We start from the raw sequence: 22,496 nt of genomic DNA on the forward strand, positions 1-22,496 counted from the left end.
GGGCTTTAAAGGCTCAGCCTGGCAATGCCCAGCCTTCCGGCACCATGATCTTGAACATGCCGGCCTTGGCCGTCTTGCGGGCCAGTTTCAGCAGGGCCTTGTCCTTGGTGATCAGGATGTCGGCGTTGGCGTCGCGCGCCAGTTCGAGGAATTTCTGGTCATCCTTGTCCGTGCAGACGGGCAGGCGCACGCCGGAGACGGGCGGCGCCACGACCGTGATGTGGGCGTCGAAGCGGGCGGCGGCAACGGCACGGCTCGCTTCATCGAGGGGCAAATGCTTGTAGTGCAGCACGACCAGATATTCCGCGCGGCAATCTTCGCGCGTGATGGCATGTACGGCGCCGCTTTCCATGGCCGCCAGCAGCCCCGCCCAGCGCGGGTCGTTGAAGACGAACAGGTCGAGGCAAACGTTGGTGTCGAGGACGAGTTTTTGTGGAGCAGGTATCATGTCGGCAATTCTATTCTGTAGTGATAATTTATGTTGATCGTGCTTTCGCCCGCCAAGAGTCTCGACCTGGAGACGCCGCCAACAACCTCGTTGCACAGCACTCCCGATTTTCTCGACCATTCCGCCCAGCTCATCGCCCGCATGCGCCAGTTTTCGCCCGCCGAAGTGGGCAGCCTGATGGGCATTTCCGACGCCTTGTCGGCTCTGAACGTGGCCCGCTACGCGTCCTGGACACCCCAGCTTGATGACGCGCGCCAGGCCATCATGGCCTTCAATGGCGACGTGTATGCCGGTTTCGAGGCGCGCAGCCTGCAGCCGGCCCAGCTCGACTATGCCCAGTCGCGCGTGCGCATCCTGTCTGGCCTGTACGGCCTGCTGCGCCCGCTGGACCTGATCCACCCGCACCGCCTGGAAATGGGCACGCGGCTGTCGACCGCGCGCGGCAAGGATTTGTATGCGTTCTGGGGCGACACCATTACCAACGGCCTGAACCGCACGGCGAAGGAGCAGGGCGCGAAAGTGCTGGTCAACCTGGCTTCCGAAGAATATTTCAAATCCGTCAAGCCGCGCCAGCTGGACGTGCCCGTCATCGCGCCCGTGTTCGAGGACTGGAAGAACGGCAAATACAAAATCATCTCGTTCTACGCCAAGCGCGCGCGCGGCATGCTGGCCCGCTATGCGGCCGTCAACCAGATCCGCGATCCCGAGCAGCTGAAGCAGTTCGACGTCGATGGTTATGCGTATGTGCCGGAGGCGTCGAACGATACTAACTGGGTGTTTCGGCGCAAGGTCGGAGAATAACCCTAAAGCAAATGCCGGGGTCGTACCCTCAGGGTACGACCCCGGATTTTGCCGTTGGGCTAAGAAAAAACCGGGCTAGCCCGGTTTTTTCTTATCTTACTGCCAGAATTTCCACCACTTGCGTTCCTTGTTCACCCCTTCCGGGCTGAGGAATGCCGTGTTCGGGTAGTTCTTGGTCAGCACGCGCAAGGCATCGTCGCGCAGGTCAGTCAAGCCCAGCTTGTCATACGAGCGGTACATGATGAACAGCGCTTCTTCGATGGCCGGCGAGGCACGGAAGTCGCTGACCGTCGTTTGCGCGCGGTTGGCGGCGGCCAGGTAGGCGCCGCGGCGGTAGTAATAGCGCGCCACGTGCACTTCGTATTTCGCCATGGCATCGATCAGATAGTTCATGCGGGCCAGCGAATCGGGCGCATATTTACTATTCGGGAACTTGTCGACCAGTTGCTTGAAGGCGGCAAACGCTTCGCGCGTGGCTTTCGGATCGCGCTCGGTCGGGTCTTGCTCGTACAGGAAGTTCAGGAAGCTGATCTGGTCATTAAAGCTGATCAGGCCCCGCAAGTAGTACATATAGTCCACATTGGCGTGGTTCGGATGCAACTTGATGAAGCGTTCGACGGCAGCCAGTGCCTGCGCCTGGTCTCCCGACTTATAATACGCGTAAGCGATCTCCATCTGCGCTTGCAGAGCATAGTTGCCGAAAGGATAGTTAGCCTCCAGCTTCTGGAACAGGCCGATTGCAGCTTCATAGTGCTGCCCGGCCATTTCTTCACGCGCCTCCGAGTATAATTTCGTAACGGACCAGTTTTTGGTCTCATCCACTTTTTCAGGCAACAAGCTGCAAGCGGACATGCCGAGCAGAACGACTGAAGCGACTACCAACGATAATTTTTTTTGCATGACGTTTTGCAAGAAGGTTTTAACCAAGATTTTACAATAGGCTGATTATAGCCGATGGGAATGCTGTGATATTAACTCCGAAGCCTAATTTGGCTGACCCCGCGTTTGACTCCCTTTCTGACCATGCTGCCGAAGAGGCGTTTGACGGCGATTTTGCCGCCGACGACGTCTTCGAGGAAATGGCCCCGATTACATTGGAACTGACGCCGGACGCCTGCGGCCACCGCCTCGATAAAGTCATCTCCAAGCTGGTGCCGCAATATTCGCGCAGCCGCTTGCAATTGTGGCTGGAAGCCGGTTTCGTGACCGTCGATGGAAAAGTTGCCAAACGCAACATGACCGCCTATGGCGACGAAAAGATCGTCATTCTGCCGCAAAGCGCGCCGGAAGACGAGGCTTTTAAGCCGGAAGCGATGGAATTGAACATCGTGCACGAAGATGAGCATATCATCGTCATCAACAAACCGGCCGGACTGGTCGTGCATCCGGGCCCCGGCAACTGGTCGGGCACCTTGCTCAACGGCTTGCTGCACCACTGTCCGCAGCTGGCTGGCGTGCCGCGCGCGGGCATCGTGCACCGCCTGGACAAGGATACGAGCGGCCTGATGGTCGTCGGCAAGACACTCGCTTCGCAAACGGACCTCGTGCGCCAGTTGCAGGCACGCACCGTCAAGCGCGAATATTTCGCGCTCGTGTGGGGCACGCCGAAAATGGCGGGTACCATCGATGCGTCCATCGCGCGCCACCCGCGCGACCGGGTCAAGATGGCCGTCTCGGAAAACTTTACCGCCAAGCCCGCCATCACGCACTATGAATTGATCGGCAGCGGCGAACTCGACCGCCGTCCCGTGAGCCTGATGCAATGCCGCCTGGAAACAGGCCGCACGCACCAGATTCGCGTGCACATGCAGCATCTGGGATTCGCGCTGGTCGGCGATTACGTGTACGGCAAGCAGCACCTGGTGTCCGTCTTCTCGCGCCAGGCGCTGCAGGCGCGTCGCCTGGGCCTCGTGCATCCGGGCACCCTGGAAGCGTGCGAGTGGATCGTGCCGCTGGCCGATGATTTCGCCGAGCTGATCGCTACCGCCGGTATTCCCGAGCCGGAACAGGTCTGATGACGTCGCCGTTGCCTTGCCTTATACCCGATTGGCCCGGCTTGCCCGCGAACGTGGGCGCGCTGGCGACCGTGCGCGCGGGCGGCGTGAGCCAGGGTCCGTATGGTGACGGGCAGGGCGGCGGTGGCTTGAACCTGGGCACGCACGTGGGCGACGAACCCGCGCACGTGGCCACCAACCGCGCGCGGCTGGCGGCCATCTTGCCCGCCGAGCCGGCCTGGCTGTCGCAGGTGCATGGCGTGGTTGTGGCCGATGCTGGCAAGCTGGACGGCCATGTGCCGGACGCCGATGCCAGTATCGCCGCCTTGCCTGGTGCCGTGTGCGTGGTGATGACGGCCGATTGCCTGCCGGTACTCTTCTGTTCGACCGATGGCCTCGTCGTCGGTGCGGCCCACGCGGGCTGGCGCGGCCTGGCCAACGGCGTCTTGCAGCGCACGGTTGCGGCAATGCGGGAGCAGGGCGCGACGGACATCCTCGCCTGGCTGGGGCCGGCCATTGGTCCGCAGCAATTCGAAGTGGGTCAGGACGTGCTGCAAGCGTTACGCGACGGCGCGCGTGATGATGTTGAACGGCAAGTATTGAGCGCCGCCTTCGTCGCCATCGCTGGCAAGCCGGGCAAATACCTGGCCGACATCTATGCGCTGGCGCGTACCATGCTGCTGCGCGATGGCGTGGCGCAAGTGGCAGGCGGGGAATACTGCACCGTCAGCGATGCGGCGCAGTTTTACTCGTACCGGCGCGATGGCGTCACGGGAAGACAGGCCAGCTTGATCTGGCGCAAATAATCTGCACGGCAGACACTTATGTGTCTGCCGTTTTTGTTTTATCGTCTGCTGAGGCTTGGGCGCGCGCCTTCTGTTCCGCGATGCGCACGGCCTTGCGTTTGCGTCGCCGCGAGCCCGTCAGATAGAATAGGATGGACAGGGGGATGACGCAGTACAGCACGAAGGTCATCACCCCGGCGACGATGGACGGTTCCGTCAGCGCCATGAGGCCAACGACATAGATCCAGGCAACAGCGGTCATGAGCATCATTGGTATTGCCAGTCAGTAAAAGTTTGCATGCAGGTGGCCCGGAAGTAATTATTTATTAATTCTTGAATGGACTTACATATACCTATGAATATGCCCGATCCTCAAATGATGACCAAAGAATGGATGGCGCAGATCAGCAATCCTGAGCAGTGGAAGACGTGGTTCAACATGGTACCGCAGCCCCAGGGCAATCCGATTGCCGGCATTTTGCAGGATGCGGGCGCCAGCATCAAGCCGGAAGCGATCGAGCAACTGAAAAACGCCTACGTGGCCAAGCTGACGGGCTTGTGGGCCGACTTTATGGCCGGCAAGGTGCCGGAGCTGAAAGACCGCCGCTTCGCCGCGCCCGCCTGGCACGCCAGCCCTTTGTCGGCCTTCAATGCGGCCGCCTACCTGCTCAATGCGGAGTTTCTCGGCGCCATGGCCGATGCCGTGGAAGCGACGCCGCACCAGAAGCAAAAGATTGCGTTTGCCGTGCAGCAAATCGTCGATGCCATGTCGCCGGCCAACTTTCTTGCCACCAATCCCGACGCCCAGCAAACCCTGATCGAGACCAAGGGCGAAAGCCTGACCAAGGGCTTGAGCAATATGCTGGCCGACATGCAGAAGGGCCGCATTTCGCAGTCCGACGAGTCGGCTTTCGAAGTGGGCCGCAACGTGGCCACCACGCCAGGCACGGTGGTATTTGAAAACGCCTTGTTCCAGCTGATCCAGTACACGCCGATGACGGCCACGGTACACCAGCGGCCGCTGTTGATGGTGCCGCCGTGCATCAATAAATTCTATATCCTTGACTTGCAGCCAGAAAACTCGCTCGTGCGCTACGCGGTGGAGCAGGGCAATACCGTGTTCCTGATGTCCTGGCGCAATCCGGACATGAGCATGCAGCACCTGACGTGGGACGATTACGTCGAGCAAGGCGTGATCGAAGCGATCAAGGTCACGCAGGAAATCTCCGGCCAGGACAAGCTCAATATGTTCGGCTTTTGCGTGGGCGGCACCATCGTCTCGACGGCGCTGGCCGTGCTCAAGGCGCGCGGCGAGAATCCGGCCGCCAGCCTGACACTGCTGACCACTTTCCTCGATTTCTGCGATACGGGCGCGCTCGACGTCTTTATCGACGAGCCACAAGTGGCGCTGCGCGAGCAGTCTCTGGCCAAGGGCGGCCTGATGACGGGCCGCGACCTGGGCAGCACTTTCTCGAGCCTGCGGCCGAACGACCTCGTGTGGAACTACGTGCAGTCGAATTACCTGAAGGGCAAGGAGCCGCCCGCGTTCGACCTGCTGTACTGGAACGGTGACGGCACGGGCTTGCCAGGCCCCATGTTCTGCTGGTATCTGCGCAACACTTACCTGGAAAACAGCCTGAAAGTGCCGGGCAAGCTGACGGTGGCCGGGGAAAAGGTCGACCTGAGCAGCATCGACGCGCCCGCTTTCATCTACGGTTCGCGCGAAGACCATATCGTGCCCTGGGGCGCGGCCTACGCCAGCACGGCCTTGCTGAATCCGAAAAAACCGAAAGCCAACCGCTTTATCCTCGGCGCTTCGGGCCATATCGCCGGCGTGATCAATCCTGCCTCGAAGAAAAAGCGCAGCTACTGGAGCAATGACGCAGGCAAAGGCGCCCGTACGGCGAAAGCCAAGCCCTTGACTGCCGAGCAATGGATGGAAGGCGCGACCGAGCACGTGGGCAGCTGGTGGCCCGAATGGGCGGCCTTCCTGGCCGAACACGGCGGCACCCAGGTGAAGGCACCAGGCAAGCCAGGCAACAAGCGCCACGCGGCTATCGAGGCGGCGCCGGGCCGGTATGTTAAAGTCAGAGCGGATTAATTCACAAAGCGTTTTTGCTGACAAGACCGGCGTAATCTCCGGTCTTGTCAGGAATCTACTTTTAGTTGCGTTGCAATAAATGCGGGAATCTACTACCCTGATGTGCAATGGAGCCGTTTTCCACTCTATAATGGAAAACGTAGGCAGGTGCGAAAGCGGACCCTGGTTCGCTTTTTTTTCGAATCAACTCAGTATGCGCTGCGGCGCAATAAGTGGAACTTGTGATGAGTAGTGCAAAAAAAAGTATAGACCGCCTGATTAAAAAATATCCCAACCGCCGTCTGTATGACACGCAAACCAGTTCCTACATCACCTTGACGGACGTCAAGCAGCTGGTGTTGGACAATGAGGTGTTTACGGTCGTCGATGCCAAATCCAATGAAGATTTGACGCGCAGCATCTTGCTGCAAATCATTCTGGAAGAGGAAGCGAACGGTGCACCGATGTTCTCGAGCAGCGTGTTGTCGCAGATCATCCGCTACTATGGCCACGCCATGCAGGGCATGATGGGATCCTACCTGGAAAAGAACGTGCAAGCGTTCACCGATATCCAGCACAAATTCACGGGCACCTCGGCCGGCAGCTTCGAAGGCAAGCCATTCAGCCCTGAAATGTGGACCCAGTTCATGAATGTCCAGGGCCCGATGATGCAAGGCATGATGAACAACTACATCGACCAGAGCAAGAGCCTGTTCGTGCAGATGCAGGAGCAGATGCAAAGCCAGAGCAAGAATCTGTTCGGCACGTTCCCGTTTGTTCCGCCTGTCCCGCCAACGGACAAGAAATAGTCTAGCCACACGCTCACCGGGCGATTTGATCGCCCGTGAGTTGTATCGGCGTCATCAAAACAGCATAGTTCTGCCAGCAAGGAGCGGCTCGGGGTACAATAGCCGATTCGCCTCACCATTTTACTAGCTGCCAACTATGTCTGAAATTCACCGTATTCCTGTTCCTTCCGCCCAGCCCGAGGCCATGCTGGCCATGCCAGGTGCGGCGCCGAAAGTGGGCTTTGTCTCGCTCGGCTGCCCGAAAGCGCTGGTCGACTCCGAACAAATCCTGACCCAACTGCGCGCCGAAGGCTACGAAACGGCGAAATCCTACGCTGGCGCCGATCTGGTGATCGTCAATACCTGCGGTTTTATCGATGCCGCCGTACAAGAGTCGCTCGACGCCATCGGCGAAGCGCTGGCTGAAAACGGTAAAGTGATCGTCACCGGTTGCCTGGGCGCCAAGAAAGATGCTGCCGGCGACGACATCATCATGAAGGTGCACCCGAAAGTACTGTCCGTCACGGGCCCGCACGCTTTGGCCGAAGTGATGGATTCCGTCCACTTGCACCTGCCGAAGCCGCATGCGCCATTCCTCGACCTGGTGCCGCCGCAAGGCGTCAAGCTGACGCCGAAGCACTATGCCTACCTGAAAATTTCCGAAGGCTGCAACCACCGCTGCAGCTTCTGCATCATCCCGTCCATGCGCGGCGACCTCGTTTCGCGTCCGATCGGCGAACTGATGATCGAAGCGGAAAACCTGTTCAAGTCCGGCGTCAAGGAATTGCTGGTCATTTCGCAAGATACGTCGGCGTATGGCGTGGACGTGAAATTCCGCTCCGGCTTCTGGAATGGCCGTCCCGTGAAGACCCACATGACGCAGCTGACGGAAGCGCTGGGCGAACTGGCCAAGTCCTACGGCGCCTGGGTGCGCTTGCACTATGTGTATCCGTACCCGCACGTGGACCAGATCATCCCGATGATGAGCGGCGGCCACATCCTGCCTTACCTCGATATTCCGATGCAGCATGCGCACCCTGACGTCCTGAAACGCATGAAGCGTCCGGCCAGCGGCGAGAAAAACCTCGACCGCATCCAGGCTTGGCGCGCCATCAACCCGGACCTGACGATACGCTCGACCTTCATCGCCGGTTTCCCAGGCGAAACGGAAGCGGAATTCGAATACCTGCTCGACTTCCTCAAGGAAGCGCAGATCGACCGCCTCGGCTGCTTCGCCTATTCGCCTGTCGAAGGCGCGACGGCCAACGCCATCGCCAACCCCGTGCCGGAAGAGCTGCGCGAAGAGCGCCGCGGCCGCGTCATGCTGCTGCAGGAAGAAATTTCCAAGAAACGCCTGCAAGCCAAGGTCGGCAAGACCGTGCGCGTGCTGATCGATGAAGTCACCCGCTCGGGCGGCGTGGGCCGCTCGTCCGCCGACGCGCCGGAAATCGATGGCGTCGTGTATGTGAAGCCGCCGTTCGAACCGCACCGCAAGCTGGCGGTCGGCCAATTTGTTGACGTGACCATCACGTCCGCGGATGCGCATGACTTGTGGGGCGCTGCGGAATAAAAATTTTTCGCAGGTGTAACACTCTGTCATACGTACGGCAGGCAAGGGCATAAGCCCTTACAATCAAGGCGGACCAGCACAGGCTGATCCGCCTTTTTTATTTCCCGACGCCATGACCACACCCAAATCTCCGCAAACCGCGCTGATCCACAGCGATTACCAGGCGCCGCAAGGCTTCGCCGCGTTTCCGAACGCCATCCACCATGCGTCCACCGTGCTGTTCAAGGACGTCGCGGCCATGCGCTCGGGCGACTGGAAAGAGAAGAACGCCTACACCTACGGCTTGCACGGCACGCCCACCACGTTCACCCTGGAAGCGCGGCTGGCCGAAATCGAAGGGGGCAAGCACTGCCTGCTGGCGCCGTCGGGCCTGGCGGCCATCGCCATGGCGGATTTTGCCTTGTTGAAAACGGGTGATGACGTTTTATTGCCGGAAAATATATACAACCCGAACCGCGAACTGGGACGCTGGCTGGCGCAGGACTTCGGCATCACGGCCCGCTATTACGATCCGCTCATCGGCGCCGGCATCGCCGCCCTGATCCAGCCAAACACCAAACTGATCTGGACCGAAGCGCCAGGTTCCGTGACGATGGAAGTGCCGGACTTGCCCGCCATCTGTGCGGCCGCCCATGCGCGCGGCGTGCTGGTGGCCCTGGACAACACCTGGTCGGCGGGCCTGGCCCTGCGCGGTTTCGACCTGGGCGTGGATATCATCATGCAGGCGCTGACGAAATACCAGTCGGGCGGCTCGGACGTGCTGATGGGTGCGCTGATCACGCGCGAGCGGGCGCTGCACGACCGCCTGGCGCAGGCGCACATGCGTCTGGGCATGGGCGTGGGGGCGGACGACGCCTATCTGGTGCTGCGCGGCTTGCCTACCATGAAGCTGCGCTTCGACGCGCACGATGCGGGCGCGCGCACGGTGGCCGCCTGGCTCAAGGGGCGCAGCGAGATCGCCACGGTGCTGCATCCGGCGTTCGCCGATTGCCCGGGCCACGCCATCTGGCAGCGTGATTTCACGGGCGCGGGCGGTCTGTTTTCCGTGCTGTTCGATGCCCGCTACACGGAGGCGCAGACGGACCGTTTCGTCGATGCCTTGCAGTTGTTCAAGATTGGCTACAGCTGGGGTGGCGCGAACAGCCTGGTGATGCCGTACCGCATTGCCGCCATGCGCAAGGGCTGGCAGTTGCCAGGCCAGCTGGTGCGCCTGAACGTGGGACTGGAAGATCCGCAGGATTTGATCGCCGATATCGAACGGGCGTTCGCGGCGATGTAGGCGGCGGCAAGCCGTTGGCTTGCCGCGAAGCACTTGTTACATGGGCACGGGCTTGTTGTTGTTCAGGTCGAGGAAGCCGCGCAGCAAGCGGTACGCTTTCCACAGCCAGGCCACGCCCCACACGATGATGGCCAGCGGAATGCCGATCAGCGTGACCCACAGGATGGCGCCGACGACGACCCAGGCCACATACCACCAGAAGGAACGGATCATCCAGCTGTGATGGCTGTACACGAAGGTCCCGGCCGCCTCGTCCCGCTTCACGTAATTGATGATGAGCGGAATGAAGGAAAACGCGCCCAGCGAAAACACGAAGCTGGCGCCATGTATCAGGTACAACCACCAGGCCAGGTTTTTGGTCTGCTGGAGTTGGGTATCCAAAATAATATCTTGTGACATGAAAGCTCCCGTCGTTGCTCAATTTTTAATTGTAACAAGCAAAGCGGCGCAGGAGCGCAGTCCATGGAAAAAGGCAGAATACATTGTTGAAACGAGATCGATATCTTACCGTGGCCGCGCGCGCGAGGTCATGGCTGCAGCGCGCCGTGCCAGCCTTGCTGCTGTGTGTCACGGCTGCCCATGCGGCCGGCCCCACCCTGGAGGCGGAGTTCGCCGCCGGCTTGAAGGACGAGGGCCTGGCGGGCGCCGTCTGGAGTGAAGTCTTGCCTGACGGAACAGTCAAAGTCGGCGCGTCCGGCTTGCGCGATGCCGCCAAGAATATACCGATGCAGACCGACACGCGCATGCAGGTGGGCTCCGTGGGCAAGGTGGCGCTGGCGCTGGGCGTCTTGCGCCTGGTCAGCGAAGACAAGCTCACGCTCGACACGCCATTGCAGCAGGTGCTGCCGGAACTGGCGCTGAAAAATCCGTGGCAGGCCAGCGACCCCGTGCGCATCCGCCACCTGCTCGCGCATACGTCGGGCCTCGATAACGTGCGCTTCTGGCAGGCGTTCAGCCTGAACCCGGCGCCGGAGACGCCGCTGGCCGAGGGCTTTGACGGTGGACGCAATCTGCTGCGCGTGCGCGCGCGGCCCGGCAGCCGCTATGCGTACTCGAACATGGGCTATGGCTTGCTGGGCATGGTGATCGAGAAGGTCACGAGCCAGCCCTATGAACGCTATCTCGACGCGCAGCTGCTGCAACCGCTGGGCATGGCGGACAGCACGTTTGCCTATGTTACGCAAATGAGTACGCAAATGAGCACCCAGGCGGGAGCGCATGCGGACCCGCGTCTGGCCATGGGCCACTTCGAACATGGCGTGGCGCAGCCGGCCGTGCCCCAGTATTTGCGTCCGGCCGCGCAATTTACCACTACAGCGGCCGACATGGGCAAGCTGGCGCAATTCCTGATGGGCGATGGCAAGCTGCAGGGCACGCAGTTCATCGACCTGGCGCTGATGGGCGCCTTGTCCGAACCGGCCGGCACGGATGCGGCGCAGGCGGGCCTGGCAACGGGTCACGGCCTGGCGCTGGCCGTACGCGACCGCCATAACGTGGTGGGTGCCTGCCATCCCGGCACGACTGGCGGTTTTCGCGCCATGCTGTGCATCTACCCGGAGCAGGACAGCGCCTTCTTCGTGGCCTTCAATACGGATGCAGAGCAGGCCGACTATGAGCGCTTCAACCGCCTGCTGCTGCGTGACCTGGAACTGCCGCTGCGCGCGCCGGCCCCACGCGGCACGCCCGCGCCGACGGTGGAAAACTGGCAGGGCGTCTACGTGCCGTCGCCCAGCCCCATGGCCAGCATGGCCTGGGTCGACGCCGTCTTCGGCTTTACGCGTGTGAAATGGGATGGCGAGTCGCTGTTCCTGATCCCGTTCCAGGGCGAGCCGAAGGAGCTGGAACCGGTGGGCGGCCTGCTGTTCCGCGCCAGCGACCGCAGCACGCCATCGCACGTGCTGATGCAGGAGGATGGCAAGCATGTGCTCAGCGATGGCTTGCGCAGCTATGAGCGCGCGTCGATGCTGCGCATGCTGGTGCTGTGGGGCAGCCTGGCCCTCGGGGCGGCCGGCTTGCTGTACGTGCTGCTGGTGGGCGTGTGGCGCGCCGCGCGGCGCAGCCTGGAACGGGGCGACCATCTGTTCGCGCCTTTGCTGGCCATGCTGGCGCTGCTCTTGCCGCTGCCGTTTTTCTATTTCCAGTCTTATCTGCGCCTGGGCGACGTCACCATCGCCAGCGTGCTGCTGGCATTGGCGACGGGCGCGCTGCCGCTGGCGACGGCGTTCGGTTTGGCCCGCTGCTGGCGCAGCCGCGGCACGGCGGCCGAGGCGGGCTCGCTGGCGAAATGGGATTGGGTGGCCTTGCTGGCGGCCTTGCAACTGCTGCTGGTGCTGGCTTGGTGGGGCTTGCTGCCGCTGCGTATGTGGCAGCTGTAGCGGGCGCTTAGCGCCACATTTGCAGCAGCCGGCGCCACCAGCGTTGCGCTGGTTTCGTCTGGCCAGCGCGCCCGGCGCGCTTGGCGCGGTAGCTCGCTGCTGCCATCTGCAGGCCGATGCGGTCCATTGCGGCTATCGCCTCCGCTTCCTGCGGCGACAAGCCATGCTGCAAGGCTTGCGCAAGTGGCTCAAGCAGGAAGGCGGCACGCAGGGCGTCGTCCGTGTACAGCCTTGCCAGCAAGGTTTCCAGTGCGGGGGAACTCATGCGTTTCGCCCCGCGCGCAAGGCCGCGCGCGCCGATTCCAGCTGGCCCAGCACATGCTCGAACGACGGGTAATTGCCGTCGCGTTCGACTGTCACCGTCAACGGTTGCGGCGCATGGCGCGCCAGCACGGTCAACAGATCGAAGACTTCGGGCGGCACATCGTGCAGATGGTCGTCCAGCAAGCGCTGGCCGCCGCCCGGCGCTTCGATCCAGTGGCCGCCGCTCAGGTGCACGGCGCCGACTCTGTCCAGGGGCAGGCGCAGCAGCAGTTCCTGCGGCGACTCGCCGGCATTCACGGCATTCGCATACAGGTTGTGCAGGTCGAGCAGCAGCGGCACCTGCGCGCCGTGGATAATCTGCGCCACCCACTCGGCTTCGTCCATGGTGCTGGCAGGCGGCTGGACCAGGGTGGCGATGTTTTCCATCAGCGGCGCGCTGCCGACGATGCGCGTGGCCAGCGCGATATTGGCGATGGCGCCCGCGGCGCTGTGCGGCGTGCGCGGCGGTGCCGCCAGGTGGCCGATCTCGATGCCGCCGGCACGCACGAAACTCAGGTGCTCGGACCACGATTCCGCCTGCACCGCTTGCATCAGGCGCGCCATCGCATGCAGGCGGCGCGGGTTGGCGGCAATCGTCGACGCCAGCCCCATGCCCACGCCATGCAGGCTGACCGGCACCTGGCGCGCCAGGCTGCGCAAGGCCGAAATGCCGGCGCGCGAGGCGCCGTAATAATCGTCGGCGATCACTTCCAGCACGTCGATCCGCGCCAAGTGGGACAGGATGCCGGCAGCCAGTTCGCCGCGCCAGCCCAGGCCGACGCGGTCGCGCGTGGCATCCTGGCTAACTGCCACAGCCGCCGCCACCGCCGCAACCGCCACAGCCGCTGCCGCCGCCGTCACCGCCACCGCCGCCCGATGACGAGTCGCCGGAGTCGCCCGTGCTGCTGGACGAGGAGTCGCCACCGCCATTTTGCCGGGGCGCCGGATACAGCTCGGCGACATACGCGTACACGGACAAGGGCAGGGCGCCGATGCCGAAGATGGCGGCCAGCAGGGCCATGTCGGCACTGCTGCTGCCCGCCTGCAGGCGCGCCGAGCGCATGTTCAGGCGGCCGAACAGCATGCGCAGGTCGGTCAGCAGCCGCTGCGCGCTCCAGCTGGTCGCCTGGGTGCGCAAGCCGCGCAGCATGAGGAGAAAAATCGCCAGCAGGGCCGCCAGGAACAGCAGATTGTAGTGCTGGCGGCTGATGGCGATGACGGCTTTGACGCCGGCCACCGTCAGCAGCAGCCAGTGCGCGGCCCAGGTGATGCGTTCGCGCCGGCGCAGCAGCGGCGGGCCGACCAGCAATTCCTGCCGCGTCAACGTCTCCTGGTAGGCGCGGCACGATGGCAGCATGTCGGCCTGCACGGCCAGTTCCTTGCTGTGGCCCTGGCGGCCCAGGTACAGCCGCAGCACGTCGCGTTCGATGTTGTGGCTGGCAAAGCGCAGGCTGTCGGCGCTGGCCGTTTCCAGCAACGGGCCGTCGGCGCGCAGCAAGCCGCGGTCGACCAGCACGATGGCGGCGATTTTCACGGCTTCGAGCGCGCCGCCACGCAAAAAAGCAATGCGGTAGGGATCATCGGCCAGCGACAGCTGGGCGTGCGGATTACGCAGCTCCTGGCGGATCAGCAGCTCGCGCACCAGGTAGTACACGAGCGCGCCGAAGATCAGGTAGGCCAGCAGGAACGATGGCCCGCTCCAGTCAAAGGGATTGAAGCCGGTCACCGCATCTGCTCCGCGTGTTCGCGCAGGCGTTCGGTAATCGCCATCAGGCTTGTGAAGGCGGGCAGGGCCTGCCCCGGCGCCAAGCGCGCCGTTTCGCGCGCGGCCGACATGGTGTGCAAAGCCACGTGCAGGGCCGGCTCGCCCAGCTGGTCGACAAACGCTTCGAGCGCCTGCTTGCCGGACTGCGCAGGTTTGCCCTCGAGCTGCGCCAGCGAGGCCGCCGCCGAACGCAGCGGGCCGGCCGCGTCGGCGATGGCGCCGGCCAGCTGTTCTTCATTCAGGCTCAATAGCATATACCGTTCGCGCATGCGCACCTGCTGGTTCAGCAGCACTTGCCGCAGGCGGCGCAGCACGGCGTCGCGGCTCGTGTGCAGGCTGGCGAAAGGGTCTACGCCATGCAGTACCTGGTGGCGTGCGATGATGTCGGCGAATTTGACGGCGAAGGCGTCGGCGGCCTGCGTCAATTCGCTTTCGAGCAGGAACATCACCTGCAAATCGATGGCGGCGTGTGCCAGGCGCAAGGGGCCGCGCAGCGCATCGGCCGCCTGTGGCGTAAAGCGCTTGAGCAGCAACAGCAGGTTGACGTCGGAGGTGGCGCGCAGCTGGCCATCGGCGGCCGAGCCAAACAGCACGGCGGCGGCCAGGTCGGCGCCGAAGGCCTTTTGCGCGGCGGCGACGAATATATCGAGGTGGCGTTGTATTTCTTCTGGCAGCGGTGGCGGCATGCGGTGCTCTTTCATGATGGGCTGGCGGGATGATCGCAAGTTTGCAATATAGCAAACTTGTGCCATCGCGCGCGCACCGCCCGCCAGATAGCGCTAAGCTGGCGCCGGCTCAGCTCAAGACGTTGAGCAAACCATCGAGTCCGACAAAGTTCAACGCCACGTCGGCCTGCGAGCGCACCACGGGCTTGGCGCGGAAGGCCACGGACAGGCCGGCGATGCCCATCATTTTCAAGTCGTTGGCGCCGTCGCCCATGACGATGGCCTGCGATGGCGTAATGCCCATCTCTGCGCACACGCGCTCCACCGTGCGCTGTTTTTCCTCGGCGTCGACGATGCCGCCCAGGACTTTGCCCGTCAGCTTGCCGTCGATGATTTCCAGTGCGTTCGCATGCGTGTAGTCGAGGCCCAGGCGCTCCTTCAGGCGTTCGGTGAAGAAGGTGAAACCGCCCGACACCAGCAGGGTTTTCAGGCCGGCCTTTTGCACGGCCGCCAGCATGGCTTCCGCACCCGGCGACAGCTTCAAACGCTCATCGTAGACGCGCTGCAGGGCCGACGCATCGAGGCCTTCGAGCAGGGCCACGCGCTGTTTCAGGCTGGCCGCAAAATCGAGTTCTCCGCGCATGGCCGCTTCCGTGATGGCCGCCACCTGCGGTTTCAGGCCCTGCATGTCGGCGATTTCATCGATGCACTCGATGGTGATCAGGGTCGAATCCATGTCCATCGCCACGAGCTTGAATTCGGCAAGTTCACGCTGGCCCATCATGTAGGTGGCGTCCAGCTGCGCCGCCTGGGCCGCCACTTCGATCGTGGGGCGCAGCGCGGGCGAATAGGCGATCTGTTCGCAGCGCACGGCGTTCGGACCGAGGCGCGTGACGGACGTCGGCGCGGCCAGCGCGGCGATGCGTTCGAGGCGGGCGCTATCGCCGTCCAGGCCCTGCAGGATCAGATTCATGGTGATGGTCTTGGTATTGGTCATGGGGCAGTCCTGCATTAATTATCGAAATGGTCTACACCGTCAATTGCTTGATGGTGGTCTTGATCTGCGTCACGCGCGCGGCCAGGTCCGGCATGGCGGCCGTGATTTTCAGCTTGTCCTGGCCATGCAGCTTGATATGGCGGTTTTTCTGGATCAGGTCGATGATGCGCATCGGGTCGATCGGTGGCTTGGCCATGAATTGCAGGGTGGCCGCCTCGCCATGCACGTCGATCTTGACGATGCCCACGGTTTTTGCCGCGATGCGCAAGCGGTGCGTCTCGACCAGGGCCTTGACGGCGTCGGGCAGCTTGCCGAAGCGGTCGATCAGCTCCTCCTGGATATCGTCGATCTTCTCTTGCGTGGCGCAGTTGGCCAGGCGTTTGTAGATCGACAGGCGCTCGTGTACGTCGCCGCAGAAATCGGCCGGCAGCAGGGCCGGCACGTGCAGGTTGATCTCTGTCGTCGAGGCCAGCGGCGCGGCCAGGTCCGGCTCCTTGCCCGCCTTCAGCGAGCGTACGGCTTCGTTGAGCATGTCCGAATACAGCTGGAAGCCGATTTCCGTCATCTCGCCCGACTGGCTCTCGCCCAGCACTTCGCCGGCGCCGCGGATTTCCAGGTCGTGCATGGCCAGGTAAAAGCCGCTGCCCAGTTCTTCCATCTGCTGGATGGCGTCCAGGCGGCGCTGCGCCAGTTTCGTGAGGCCTTGCACGTCGTGCACCAGCAGGTAGGCGTAGGCCTGGTGATGCGAGCGTCCCACACGGCCGCGCAACTGGTGCAACTGCGCCAGACCGAACTTGTCGGCACGGTGCATGATGATGGTGTTCGCCGTCGGCACGTCGATGCCGGTCTCGATGATCGTCGTGCACAGCAGGATGTTGAAACGCTGGGCGACGAAGTCGCGCATGACTTTTTCCAGGTCGCGCTCGTGCATCTGGCCGTGCGCCACGGCGATGCGCGCCTCGGGCAGCAGTTCCGTCAGCATGGCCAGGCGGTTCTGGATGGTTTCCACCTCGTTGTGCAGGAAGTAGATCTGGCCGCCGCGTTTGAGTTCGCGCAGGCACGCTTCGCGGATGATGGCTTCGCCCTCGCTGCGCACGAAGGTCTTGATGGCCAGGCGCTTTTGCGGCGCCGTGGCGATGATGGAAAAGTCGCGCAAGCCTTCCAGTGCCATGCCCAGGGTGCGCGGGATCGGCGTGGCCGTCAGCGTCAGCACGTCCACTTCCGCGCGCAAGGCTTTCAGCGCTTCCTTCTGGCGCACACCGAACCTGTGTTCCTCGTCGATGATGACGAGGCCCAGGCGGGTAAACTTCACGTCGTCGGACAGCAGCTTGTGCGTGCCGATGACGATGTCGATGGTGCCGTCGGCCATGCCCTTGAACGCCTGCGTGATCTCCTTGCCGCTGCGGAAGCGCGACAATTCCGCGATGCGCACGGGCCAGTCGGCGAAGCGGTCGGCGAAGGTTTGCGCATGCTGTTCGGCCAGCAGGGTGGTGGGCGCCAGGATGGCCACCTGCTTGCCGCCCATGACGGCGATGAACGCGGCGCGCAGCGCCACTTCCGTCTTGCCGAAGCCGACATCGCCGCAGACGAGGCGGTCCATCGGTTTCCCGGAAGTCATGTCCTTGATGACGTTGTGGATGGCCTCGGCCTGGTCCGGCGTTTCATCGAAGCCGAAGCTGTCGGCGAAGCGCTGGTAGTCGTGCGACGAGAATTCGAACGAGTGGCCCTGGCGCAGCGCGCGGCGCGCATACAGGTTGAGCAGCTCGGCGGCCGTGTCGCGCACCTGTTCGGCCGCGCGCTTCTTCGCCTTTTCCCACTGGCCCGAGCCGAGCGAGTGCAGCGGCGCGTCTTCCGGCGAGGCGCCTGAATAGCGCGAGATCACATGCAGCTGCGACACGGGCACGTACAGCTTGGTGTCCTTCGCGTATTCGAGGTGCAGGAACTCCGTCTCGCCTTCGCCCAGGTCCATGCTGGTCAGGCCCATGTAGCGCCCGATGCCGTGGTTGATGTGCACGACGGGGTCGCCGATTTTCAGCTCCGACAGGTCGCGTACCATCGACTCGACTTGCGTCACGCCTTCCTGTTTCTTGCTGCCGACCCGGCGGCCGGAACCCGCGTACAGCTCCGTCTCGGTGATGAAGGATAGATTTCCTTCAGGCGTAAACAGCTCGAAGCCCGCATGCAGCGGCGCCACGCCCAGCATCAGCTTGGCGTCGGATTGCAAAAAGCCGTCGCTGCCTTCGACGGGCGTCAGGTGCAGGTCGTACTCACTGAAGTACTGCTGCAAGGTTTCGCGGCGGCCGTTCGATTCGGCGCAGATCATCACGCGGCGCCCCGATTGCAGCAAATAGCTGCGCAGGTTGGCCAGTGGGTCGTCGGCGCGGCGGTTGACGGCGATGTTCGGCACGGGCGCCGACAGTTCGGACGCCAGCGCATCGTTCGACTTGGCGATCGCCAGGCGCGCATACGGCTTGGCCAGGCCGAAGAACTGCTCGTCGGACAGGAACAGCGATTCGGGCGGCAGGATCGGCCGTTCGCGGTCCGCCTTCAGGAAGCGGTAGCGCGACTGCGTATCGGTCCAGAAGCGCCCGATGGCGGCGTCGATTTCTCCCACCAGGGCCAGCGAGGCGTCGGGCGGCAGATAGTCGAACAGGGTGGCCGTCTGTTCGAAGAACAAGGGCAGATAATATTCGATGCCGGCCGAGGCGATGCCGCTGCTGATGTCCTTGTAGACGACCGAGCGCGATGGATCGCCTTCGAACTGTTCGCGCCAGCGGTTGCGGAAAGTGGTGCGCGCCGCTTCGTCCATGGGGAATTCGCGGCCCGGCAGCAGCCGTACTTCATGCACGGGATACAGCGAGCGCTGGGTGTCCGCATCGAACGTACGGATGGTCTCGATGGTGTCGCCGAAAAGGTCCAGGCGGTAGGGCAGGGCGGACCCCATGGGGAACAGGTCGAGCAGGCCGCCGCGCACCGAGTATTCGCCCGGCGACATCACTTGCGAGACATGGCTGTAGCCGGCCAGGGTCAGCTGCGACTTCAGGCGCGCTTCATCGAGCTTTTCGCCCTTCTTGAAGAAGAAGGTGTAGGCGGCCAGGAACGATGGCGGCGCCAGGCGCACGAGCGCCGTGGTGGCTGGTACGATCAGGACGTCGCACTGGCGCGTCTGGATTTCGTGCAAGGTGGCCAGGCGCTCGGAGACCAAGTCCTGGTGCGGCGAGAACGCATCGTAGGGCAGGGTTTCCCAGTCCGGCAGCAGATGGCAGCGCAGGTCCTTGCCGCCAAACCACGGGATTTCATCAAGCAGGCGCTGGCCGTCGCTGGCCTGCGCCACCACCACGGCCAGCATCTGGCCCCGCGCTTTCAAGGCCAAAGCGGCCAGCGCCAGGGCATAGGCGTCGGATGAACCATACAGGGCGGGCAGCGCATAGCGGTTGCCGGGCTTGGGGAGGGCTTTTGTTAAGTCTAAGGACATGCAGGCGATGACACTAGTGGCAGAGGCAGTTGAATGGGACAGCTGTGGTGCGCGCCGCGCCGCCAGTGACGGCGCTGACAGGCAGGATTATAGACCATCGCCCGCGCGCATATTCGCGACACCGAAAGGAACATGCACCATCGGTATCGTGCCGCCCGCCGATTTGAGGTGGCTCAGCTGGTCGTCGAAGAAGATATGCGGCTTGAATACGGCCAGTACGCGCGACTTGTCCATGCCGCCAAGGAAAAACGTCTCGTCGGCCGCCACGCCCCAGCTTTTCAGGGTCGTCACGACTCTCTCGTGCGAAGGCGCGTTGCGCGCCGTGATGATGGCGATGCGCAGGATCTTTTTATAGCCGGGGTCGCGCCGCTGCGCCCTTTCTTCCAGGCGCTGCATGGTGGCCAGCTTCTGGAACAGGCCGGCCAGCGGGCCGGGGCGGTGCGGCGTGCCCACGTTCAGGGTTTCATGGGCGTGGAATTCATCGACGTCGTTGTTGCGCTTGAAGACGGTTTCCGCTTCGTCGTCGGCGATCACGCCGTCGAAATCGAAGGCCACGCGCAATTCCTCGTCGTCCTCGTCGTCTTCCGTGCGCGACGGCAGTACCAGGCCGGCCGGGTAGTCGCAGGCCAGCGCGCTGCGCACGTCGCCTTCATTCGCGCTGAGGAACAGCGAGGCGTTGAAGGCGGGCAGGTAGGGGTAGGGCGACTTGCCCGTCATGAAGGCGGCGCGTGAAATGTCCAGGCCGTAGTGGGCGATCGAGTGCATGACGCGCAAGCCCGTTTCCGGCGAATTGCGCGAAAACAGCACCACTTCCACGGGTGACTGGCGCGGATAGTGCTTGTTGATGTTCAGGAAACGGCGGATGAAGGGGAAGGCCACGCCGCGCGGCAGGACCGTGTCGATATGCGTTTCCTGGTACTTGCGGTACTCCTCGGGGCCGTTGTCGAGGTAGACCTGGTGCGATTCTGCCAGGTCGAACAGGGCGCTGGAAGCGACCCCGATCACCAGTTTGTGTTCGATAGGATAAGCCATGGTCTGCCTGTTGTTTGCTTGTTGCTCATCTTATACGACTATCAACTGCGTAGCCAATAGTGAAGCACGGTCACTTTTTGCACCAAAGCGGGGCGCCATGTCAATTTTTTTGACCGCTGTGCAATACGCGCCACAGTAAAGAAATAAATCTTGTCTTGTATCAAGTATTTGACAGCCAGCACGCTTGTTTTCCACTATGCTTCCACTTATGAAATCTCGCCAATTGTAACGAAGCGTACGCCCTATCCCCGCCACCTTTATACAAGTGTCAGCTGTTTTACTCGAACATGCCAGCCCCGACTTCGCCAGCAGTCTTCGTGACTTTATAAAGGACCTCGCCATGTTTAAGAATTTACTGATCAAATGGAAGCTGGCGACGCTTGTCGCCGTGATGATGACGGCCTTGCTGGTGGTGGGCGTCAGCGGCTATTCGGGCATCGCCACCGTCGGGCGCGCCGTCAATGAAATCGGCGTGGTGCGCCTGCCATCGATCCAAGGCTTGATGATGATGAGCGAAGGCCAGACGGCCGTCGCCGCCGCCACCCTGACGGCCGCCATGTATGAAAACAATTACCAGGCACAGGACAAGTTCGCGGAAGCGCTGCAATTGCGCACCAAGGCATGGACGAATATCGAGGCGGGCCGCAAGCTGTACGAGCCGCTGCCGCAAACCCCCGAGGAAGTCGTGCTGTGGCAGCGCTTCCAGGGCGAGTGGGCGGCCTGGAAGGGCGATGACGACAAGGTGCGCGCCATCCTGCGCCAGCTGGCCGACAACCGCGACGAGCCGCGGCAGAAAGAGTTGTTCGCGGCATTCTACAAGCAGTACCAGGATTCGCGTGCGCTGTTCGGCAAGGCCGAAGGCACGCTCAACGAGATCATCAAGCTCAATAACGGCGTGGCCGATGCCAGCGTCAAGGATGGCAGCGCGGCCGTGATCCGCTCGGAAAGCCTGATGGTCATCCTCGGCTTGCTGGCCTCCGCGCTGGGCATCGGTTGCGCCGCCTACATCACGCGCGCCATCACCCAGCCGATCAATGCGGCCGTGAAAGTGGCGCAGACGGTGGCTTCGGGCGACCTGACGAGCCAGATCGAGGTGCACACGACGGAAGAAACGGGCCAGCTGCTGCGGGCGCTGAAAGACATGAATTCCAGCCTGGTCAGCATCGTCGGCCAGGTGCGCAGCGGCACGGAGACCATCGCCACGGCGTCGTCGGAAATTGCCAGCGGCAACCTGGACCTGTCCTCGCGTACGGAAGAGCAAGCCAGTTCGCTGGAAGAGACGGCGTCGTCGATGGAAGAACTGACGTCGACCGTGCGGCAGAACGCCGACAACGCCCAGCAGGCGAACCAGCTGGCGCTGAACGCCTCGGGCGTGGCGGTCAAGGGCGGCGCTGTGGTGGGCAAGGTGGTCGAGACCATGGACGCCATCAATGATTCGTCGCGCAAGATCGTCGACATCATTTCCGTCATCGACGGCATCGCCTTCCAGACGAATATCCTGGCACTCAACGCCGCCGTGGAAGCGGCGCGCGCGGGCGAGCAGGGACGCGGTTTCGCCGTGGTGGCCACCGAGGTGCGTAATCTGGCGCAGCGTTCCGCAGCCGCCGCCAAGGAAATCAAGACGCTGATCGGCGACTCCGTCGTGGCCGTCGACACGGGCAGCAAGCTGGTGGCCGAGGCGGGCAGCACGATGGCTGAAATCGTCGCCAGCGTGCAGCGCGTGACGGATATCATGGCAGAAATCAGCCTGGCCACGCAGGAGCAAAGCTCGGGCATCGACCAGATCAACCAGGCCATCGGCCAGATGGACCAGGTGACGCAGCAAAACGCGGCCTTGGTGGAAGAGGCGGCCGCCGCAGCCGAATCGCTGCAGGAGCAATCGGGCCAGCTGGCCCAGGTGGTCAGCGTCTTCAAGCTCGATGGCGCGCAGGCGCCTGCCGCGCACGCAAACGCAAACGCAAAGCCGGCCGCGCCGCGCACCGTGGCGGCCAGTGCCGCGCTGAAGCGTCCTGCACCGGGACAAGCTTCGCGCCCTGCCGCAGGCCGCCCGGCCCTGCACGCCGTGCCGTCCCAGCGCCAGAGCGCGCCGCGCGACGACGAGTGGGAAGTGTTTTGATCGATTGACGGCGCCCGCATGCG

At 62.9% G+C, this 22,496-nt stretch carries 20 protein-coding genes; 9 read left to right on the forward strand and 11 right to left on the reverse strand.

From position 1 onward, the window contains the following. Positions 1-13: 13 nt before the first annotated feature. Positions 14-448: a putative toxin-antitoxin system toxin component, PIN family gene (locus tag SKZ59_RS07960; protein WP_034755336.1), complete on the reverse strand. Its 435-nt coding sequence runs from the start codon at positions 446-448 to the stop codon at positions 14-16. 30 nt (positions 449-478) lie between these two features. Between SKZ59_RS07960 and yaaA the strand changes: the two genes are divergently transcribed. After that, entirely contained in the window at positions 479-1,249 is a 771-nt protein-coding gene (gene yaaA, locus SKZ59_RS07965; RefSeq protein ID WP_319991330.1) for a peroxide stress protein YaaA, read from the forward strand. A gap of 96 nt (positions 1,250-1,345) precedes the next feature. Here the strand turns inward: yaaA and SKZ59_RS07970 are convergent, their stop codons facing one another. Then, the gene (locus SKZ59_RS07970; protein WP_034755339.1) at positions 1,346-2,149 is read right to left on the reverse strand and encodes an outer membrane protein assembly factor BamD; all 804 of its coding nucleotides are present in this window, start codon (positions 2,147-2,149) and stop codon (positions 1,346-1,348) included. Between the two features lie 89 nt (positions 2,150-2,238). Between SKZ59_RS07970 and SKZ59_RS07975 the strand changes: the two genes are divergently transcribed. Both SKZ59_RS07975 and pgeF read left to right on the forward strand, forming a co-directional pair. Continuing rightward, positions 2,239-3,264, forward strand: a complete 1,026-nt coding sequence (locus tag SKZ59_RS07975; RefSeq protein ID WP_034755341.1) for an RluA family pseudouridine synthase — start codon at positions 2,239-2,241, stop codon at positions 3,262-3,264. Next, positions 3,264-4,049, forward strand: a complete 786-nt coding sequence (pgeF, locus tag SKZ59_RS07980) for a peptidoglycan editing factor PgeF (RefSeq protein ID WP_070305031.1) — start codon at positions 3,264-3,266, stop codon at positions 4,047-4,049. The genes SKZ59_RS07975 and pgeF overlap by 1 nt, the downstream gene beginning before the upstream one ends. A gap of 16 nt (positions 4,050-4,065) precedes the next feature. Here the strand turns inward: pgeF and SKZ59_RS07985 are convergent, their stop codons facing one another. Then, positions 4,066-4,299 (reverse strand): hypothetical protein, encoded by a 234-nt coding sequence (locus SKZ59_RS07985; RefSeq protein ID WP_319991331.1) that lies wholly within the window; start codon positions 4,297-4,299, stop codon positions 4,066-4,068. Positions 4,300-4,404: 105 nt separating this feature from the next. On the opposite strand from SKZ59_RS07985, the gene phaC reads away from it, so the two are divergent. The 4 genes from phaC to SKZ59_RS08005 all read left to right on the forward strand — a co-directional run bounded on the left by phaC (position 4,405) and on the right by SKZ59_RS08005 (position 9,745). After that, entirely contained in the window at positions 4,405-6,129 is a 1,725-nt protein-coding gene (gene phaC / locus SKZ59_RS07990) for a class I poly(R)-hydroxyalkanoic acid synthase (protein WP_319991332.1), read from the forward strand. A gap of 224 nt (positions 6,130-6,353) precedes the next feature. Then, positions 6,354-6,917: a polyhydroxyalkanoate synthesis repressor PhaR gene (phaR, locus tag SKZ59_RS07995; RefSeq protein WP_010399000.1), complete on the forward strand. Its 564-nt coding sequence runs from the start codon at positions 6,354-6,356 to the stop codon at positions 6,915-6,917. Positions 6,918-7,110: 193 nt separating this feature from the next. Then, positions 7,111-8,466, forward strand: coding sequence for a 30S ribosomal protein S12 methylthiotransferase RimO (gene rimO / locus SKZ59_RS08000; protein ID WP_128143344.1), 1,356 nt, complete (start codon positions 7,111-7,113; stop codon positions 8,464-8,466). 112 nt (positions 8,467-8,578) lie between these two features. Next, entirely contained in the window at positions 8,579-9,745 is a 1,167-nt protein-coding gene (locus SKZ59_RS08005; protein ID WP_319991333.1) for a cystathionine beta-lyase, read from the forward strand. Positions 9,746-9,781: 36 nt separating this feature from the next. On the opposite strand, the gene SKZ59_RS08010 is transcribed toward SKZ59_RS08005, so the two are convergent. After that, the gene (locus SKZ59_RS08010) at positions 9,782-10,144 is read right to left on the reverse strand and encodes a DUF4870 family protein (RefSeq protein ID WP_034755352.1); all 363 of its coding nucleotides are present in this window, start codon (positions 10,142-10,144) and stop codon (positions 9,782-9,784) included. 86 nt (positions 10,145-10,230) lie between these two features. Here SKZ59_RS08010 and SKZ59_RS08015 point away from each other — a divergent pair, with 86 nt between their 5' ends. Beyond that, complete coding sequence (locus SKZ59_RS08015) at positions 10,231-12,120, forward strand: serine hydrolase domain-containing protein (protein ID WP_319991334.1); 1,890 nt, start codon at positions 10,231-10,233, stop codon at positions 12,118-12,120. A 7-nt stretch (positions 12,121-12,127) separates the two neighbouring features. On the opposite strand, the gene SKZ59_RS08020 is transcribed toward SKZ59_RS08015, so the two are convergent. The 7 genes from SKZ59_RS08020 to SKZ59_RS08050 all read right to left on the reverse strand — a co-directional run bounded on the left by SKZ59_RS08020 (position 12,128) and on the right by SKZ59_RS08050 (position 20,357). Next, a complete protein-coding gene (locus SKZ59_RS08020) occupies positions 12,128-12,385 on the reverse strand; it encodes a hypothetical protein (RefSeq protein ID WP_152546516.1) in 258 nt (85 codons plus the stop codon). Continuing rightward, on the reverse strand, positions 12,382-13,236 hold the full coding sequence (locus tag SKZ59_RS08025; protein ID WP_319991335.1) for a DUF692 domain-containing protein: 855 nt from the start codon (positions 13,234-13,236) through the stop codon (positions 12,382-12,384). The genes SKZ59_RS08020 and SKZ59_RS08025 overlap by 4 nt, the downstream gene beginning before the upstream one ends. Continuing rightward, positions 13,226-14,149 (reverse strand): TIGR04222 domain-containing membrane protein, encoded by a 924-nt coding sequence (locus SKZ59_RS08030; RefSeq protein WP_319991336.1) that lies wholly within the window; start codon positions 14,147-14,149, stop codon positions 13,226-13,228. Before SKZ59_RS08030 ends, SKZ59_RS08025 begins: the two co-directional genes overlap by 11 nt. Further along, positions 14,146-14,874: a nucleotidyltransferase domain-containing protein gene (locus SKZ59_RS08035; protein WP_319991337.1), complete on the reverse strand. Its 729-nt coding sequence runs from the start codon at positions 14,872-14,874 to the stop codon at positions 14,146-14,148. Before SKZ59_RS08035 ends, SKZ59_RS08030 begins: the two co-directional genes overlap by 4 nt. Positions 14,875-14,983: 109 nt before the next feature. Beyond that, a complete protein-coding gene (gene serB, locus SKZ59_RS08040) occupies positions 14,984-15,826 on the reverse strand; it encodes a phosphoserine phosphatase SerB (protein WP_319991888.1) in 843 nt (280 codons plus the stop codon). Between the two features lie 55 nt (positions 15,827-15,881). Further along, the gene (mfd, locus tag SKZ59_RS08045; RefSeq protein WP_319991338.1) at positions 15,882-19,325 is read right to left on the reverse strand and encodes a transcription-repair coupling factor; all 3,444 of its coding nucleotides are present in this window, start codon (positions 19,323-19,325) and stop codon (positions 15,882-15,884) included. 87 nt (positions 19,326-19,412) lie between these two features. Next, positions 19,413-20,357 (reverse strand): 5'-nucleotidase, encoded by a 945-nt coding sequence (locus tag SKZ59_RS08050; RefSeq protein ID WP_319991339.1) that lies wholly within the window; start codon positions 20,355-20,357, stop codon positions 19,413-19,415. A 340-nt stretch (positions 20,358-20,697) separates the two neighbouring features. Here SKZ59_RS08050 and SKZ59_RS08055 point away from each other — a divergent pair, with 340 nt between their 5' ends. Continuing rightward, positions 20,698-22,473 (forward strand): methyl-accepting chemotaxis protein, encoded by a 1,776-nt coding sequence (locus SKZ59_RS08055; RefSeq protein ID WP_319991340.1) that lies wholly within the window; start codon positions 20,698-20,700, stop codon positions 22,471-22,473. Positions 22,474-22,496: the final 23 nt, after the last annotated feature.

This window comes from Janthinobacterium sp. GMG2 (assembly GCF_033949445.1).
Classification (GTDB): Bacteria; Pseudomonadota; Gammaproteobacteria; order Burkholderiales; family Burkholderiaceae_D; genus Janthinobacterium; species Janthinobacterium aestuarii.

What these genes read in the sequence shown, in the direction of transcription:
- SKZ59_RS07960 (WP_034755336.1), bottom strand. Translation starts at nt 448, where the DNA reads ATGATACCTGCTCCACAAAAACTCGTCCTCGACACCAACGTTTGCCTC.
- yaaA (WP_319991330.1), top strand. Translation starts at nt 479, where the DNA reads ATGTTGATCGTGCTTTCGCCCGCCAAGAGTCTCGACCTGGAGACGCCG.
- SKZ59_RS07970 (WP_034755339.1), bottom strand. Translation starts at nt 2,149, where the DNA reads ATGCAAAAAAAATTATCGTTGGTAGTCGCTTCAGTCGTTCTGCTCGGC.
- pgeF (WP_070305031.1), top strand. Translation starts at nt 3,264, where the DNA reads ATGACGTCGCCGTTGCCTTGCCTTATACCCGATTGGCCCGGCTTGCCC.
- SKZ59_RS07985 (WP_319991331.1), bottom strand. Translation starts at nt 4,299, where the DNA reads ATGATGCTCATGACCGCTGTTGCCTGGATCTATGTCGTTGGCCTCATG.
- phaC (WP_319991332.1), top strand. Translation starts at nt 4,405, where the DNA reads ATGATGACCAAAGAATGGATGGCGCAGATCAGCAATCCTGAGCAGTGG.
- phaR (WP_010399000.1), top strand. Translation starts at nt 6,354, where the DNA reads ATGAGTAGTGCAAAAAAAAGTATAGACCGCCTGATTAAAAAATATCCC.
- rimO (WP_128143344.1), top strand. Translation starts at nt 7,111, where the DNA reads ATGCCAGGTGCGGCGCCGAAAGTGGGCTTTGTCTCGCTCGGCTGCCCG.
- SKZ59_RS08005 (WP_319991333.1), top strand. Translation starts at nt 8,579, where the DNA reads ATGACCACACCCAAATCTCCGCAAACCGCGCTGATCCACAGCGATTAC.
- SKZ59_RS08010 (WP_034755352.1), bottom strand. Translation starts at nt 10,144, where the DNA reads ATGTCACAAGATATTATTTTGGATACCCAACTCCAGCAGACCAAAAAC.
- SKZ59_RS08020 (WP_152546516.1), bottom strand. Translation starts at nt 12,385, where the DNA reads ATGAGTTCCCCCGCACTGGAAACCTTGCTGGCAAGGCTGTACACGGAC.
- SKZ59_RS08035 (WP_319991337.1), bottom strand. Translation starts at nt 14,874, where the DNA reads ATGCCGCCACCGCTGCCAGAAGAAATACAACGCCACCTCGATATATTC.
- serB (WP_319991888.1), bottom strand. Translation starts at nt 15,826, where the DNA reads ATGAATCTGATCCTGCAGGGCCTGGACGGCGATAGCGCCCGCCTCGAA.
- mfd (WP_319991338.1), bottom strand. Translation starts at nt 19,325, where the DNA reads ATGTCCTTAGACTTAACAAAAGCCCTCCCCAAGCCCGGCAACCGCTAT.
- SKZ59_RS08050 (WP_319991339.1), bottom strand. Translation starts at nt 20,357, where the DNA reads ATGGCTTATCCTATCGAACACAAACTGGTGATCGGGGTCGCTTCCAGC.
- SKZ59_RS08055 (WP_319991340.1), top strand. Translation starts at nt 20,698, where the DNA reads ATGTTTAAGAATTTACTGATCAAATGGAAGCTGGCGACGCTTGTCGCC.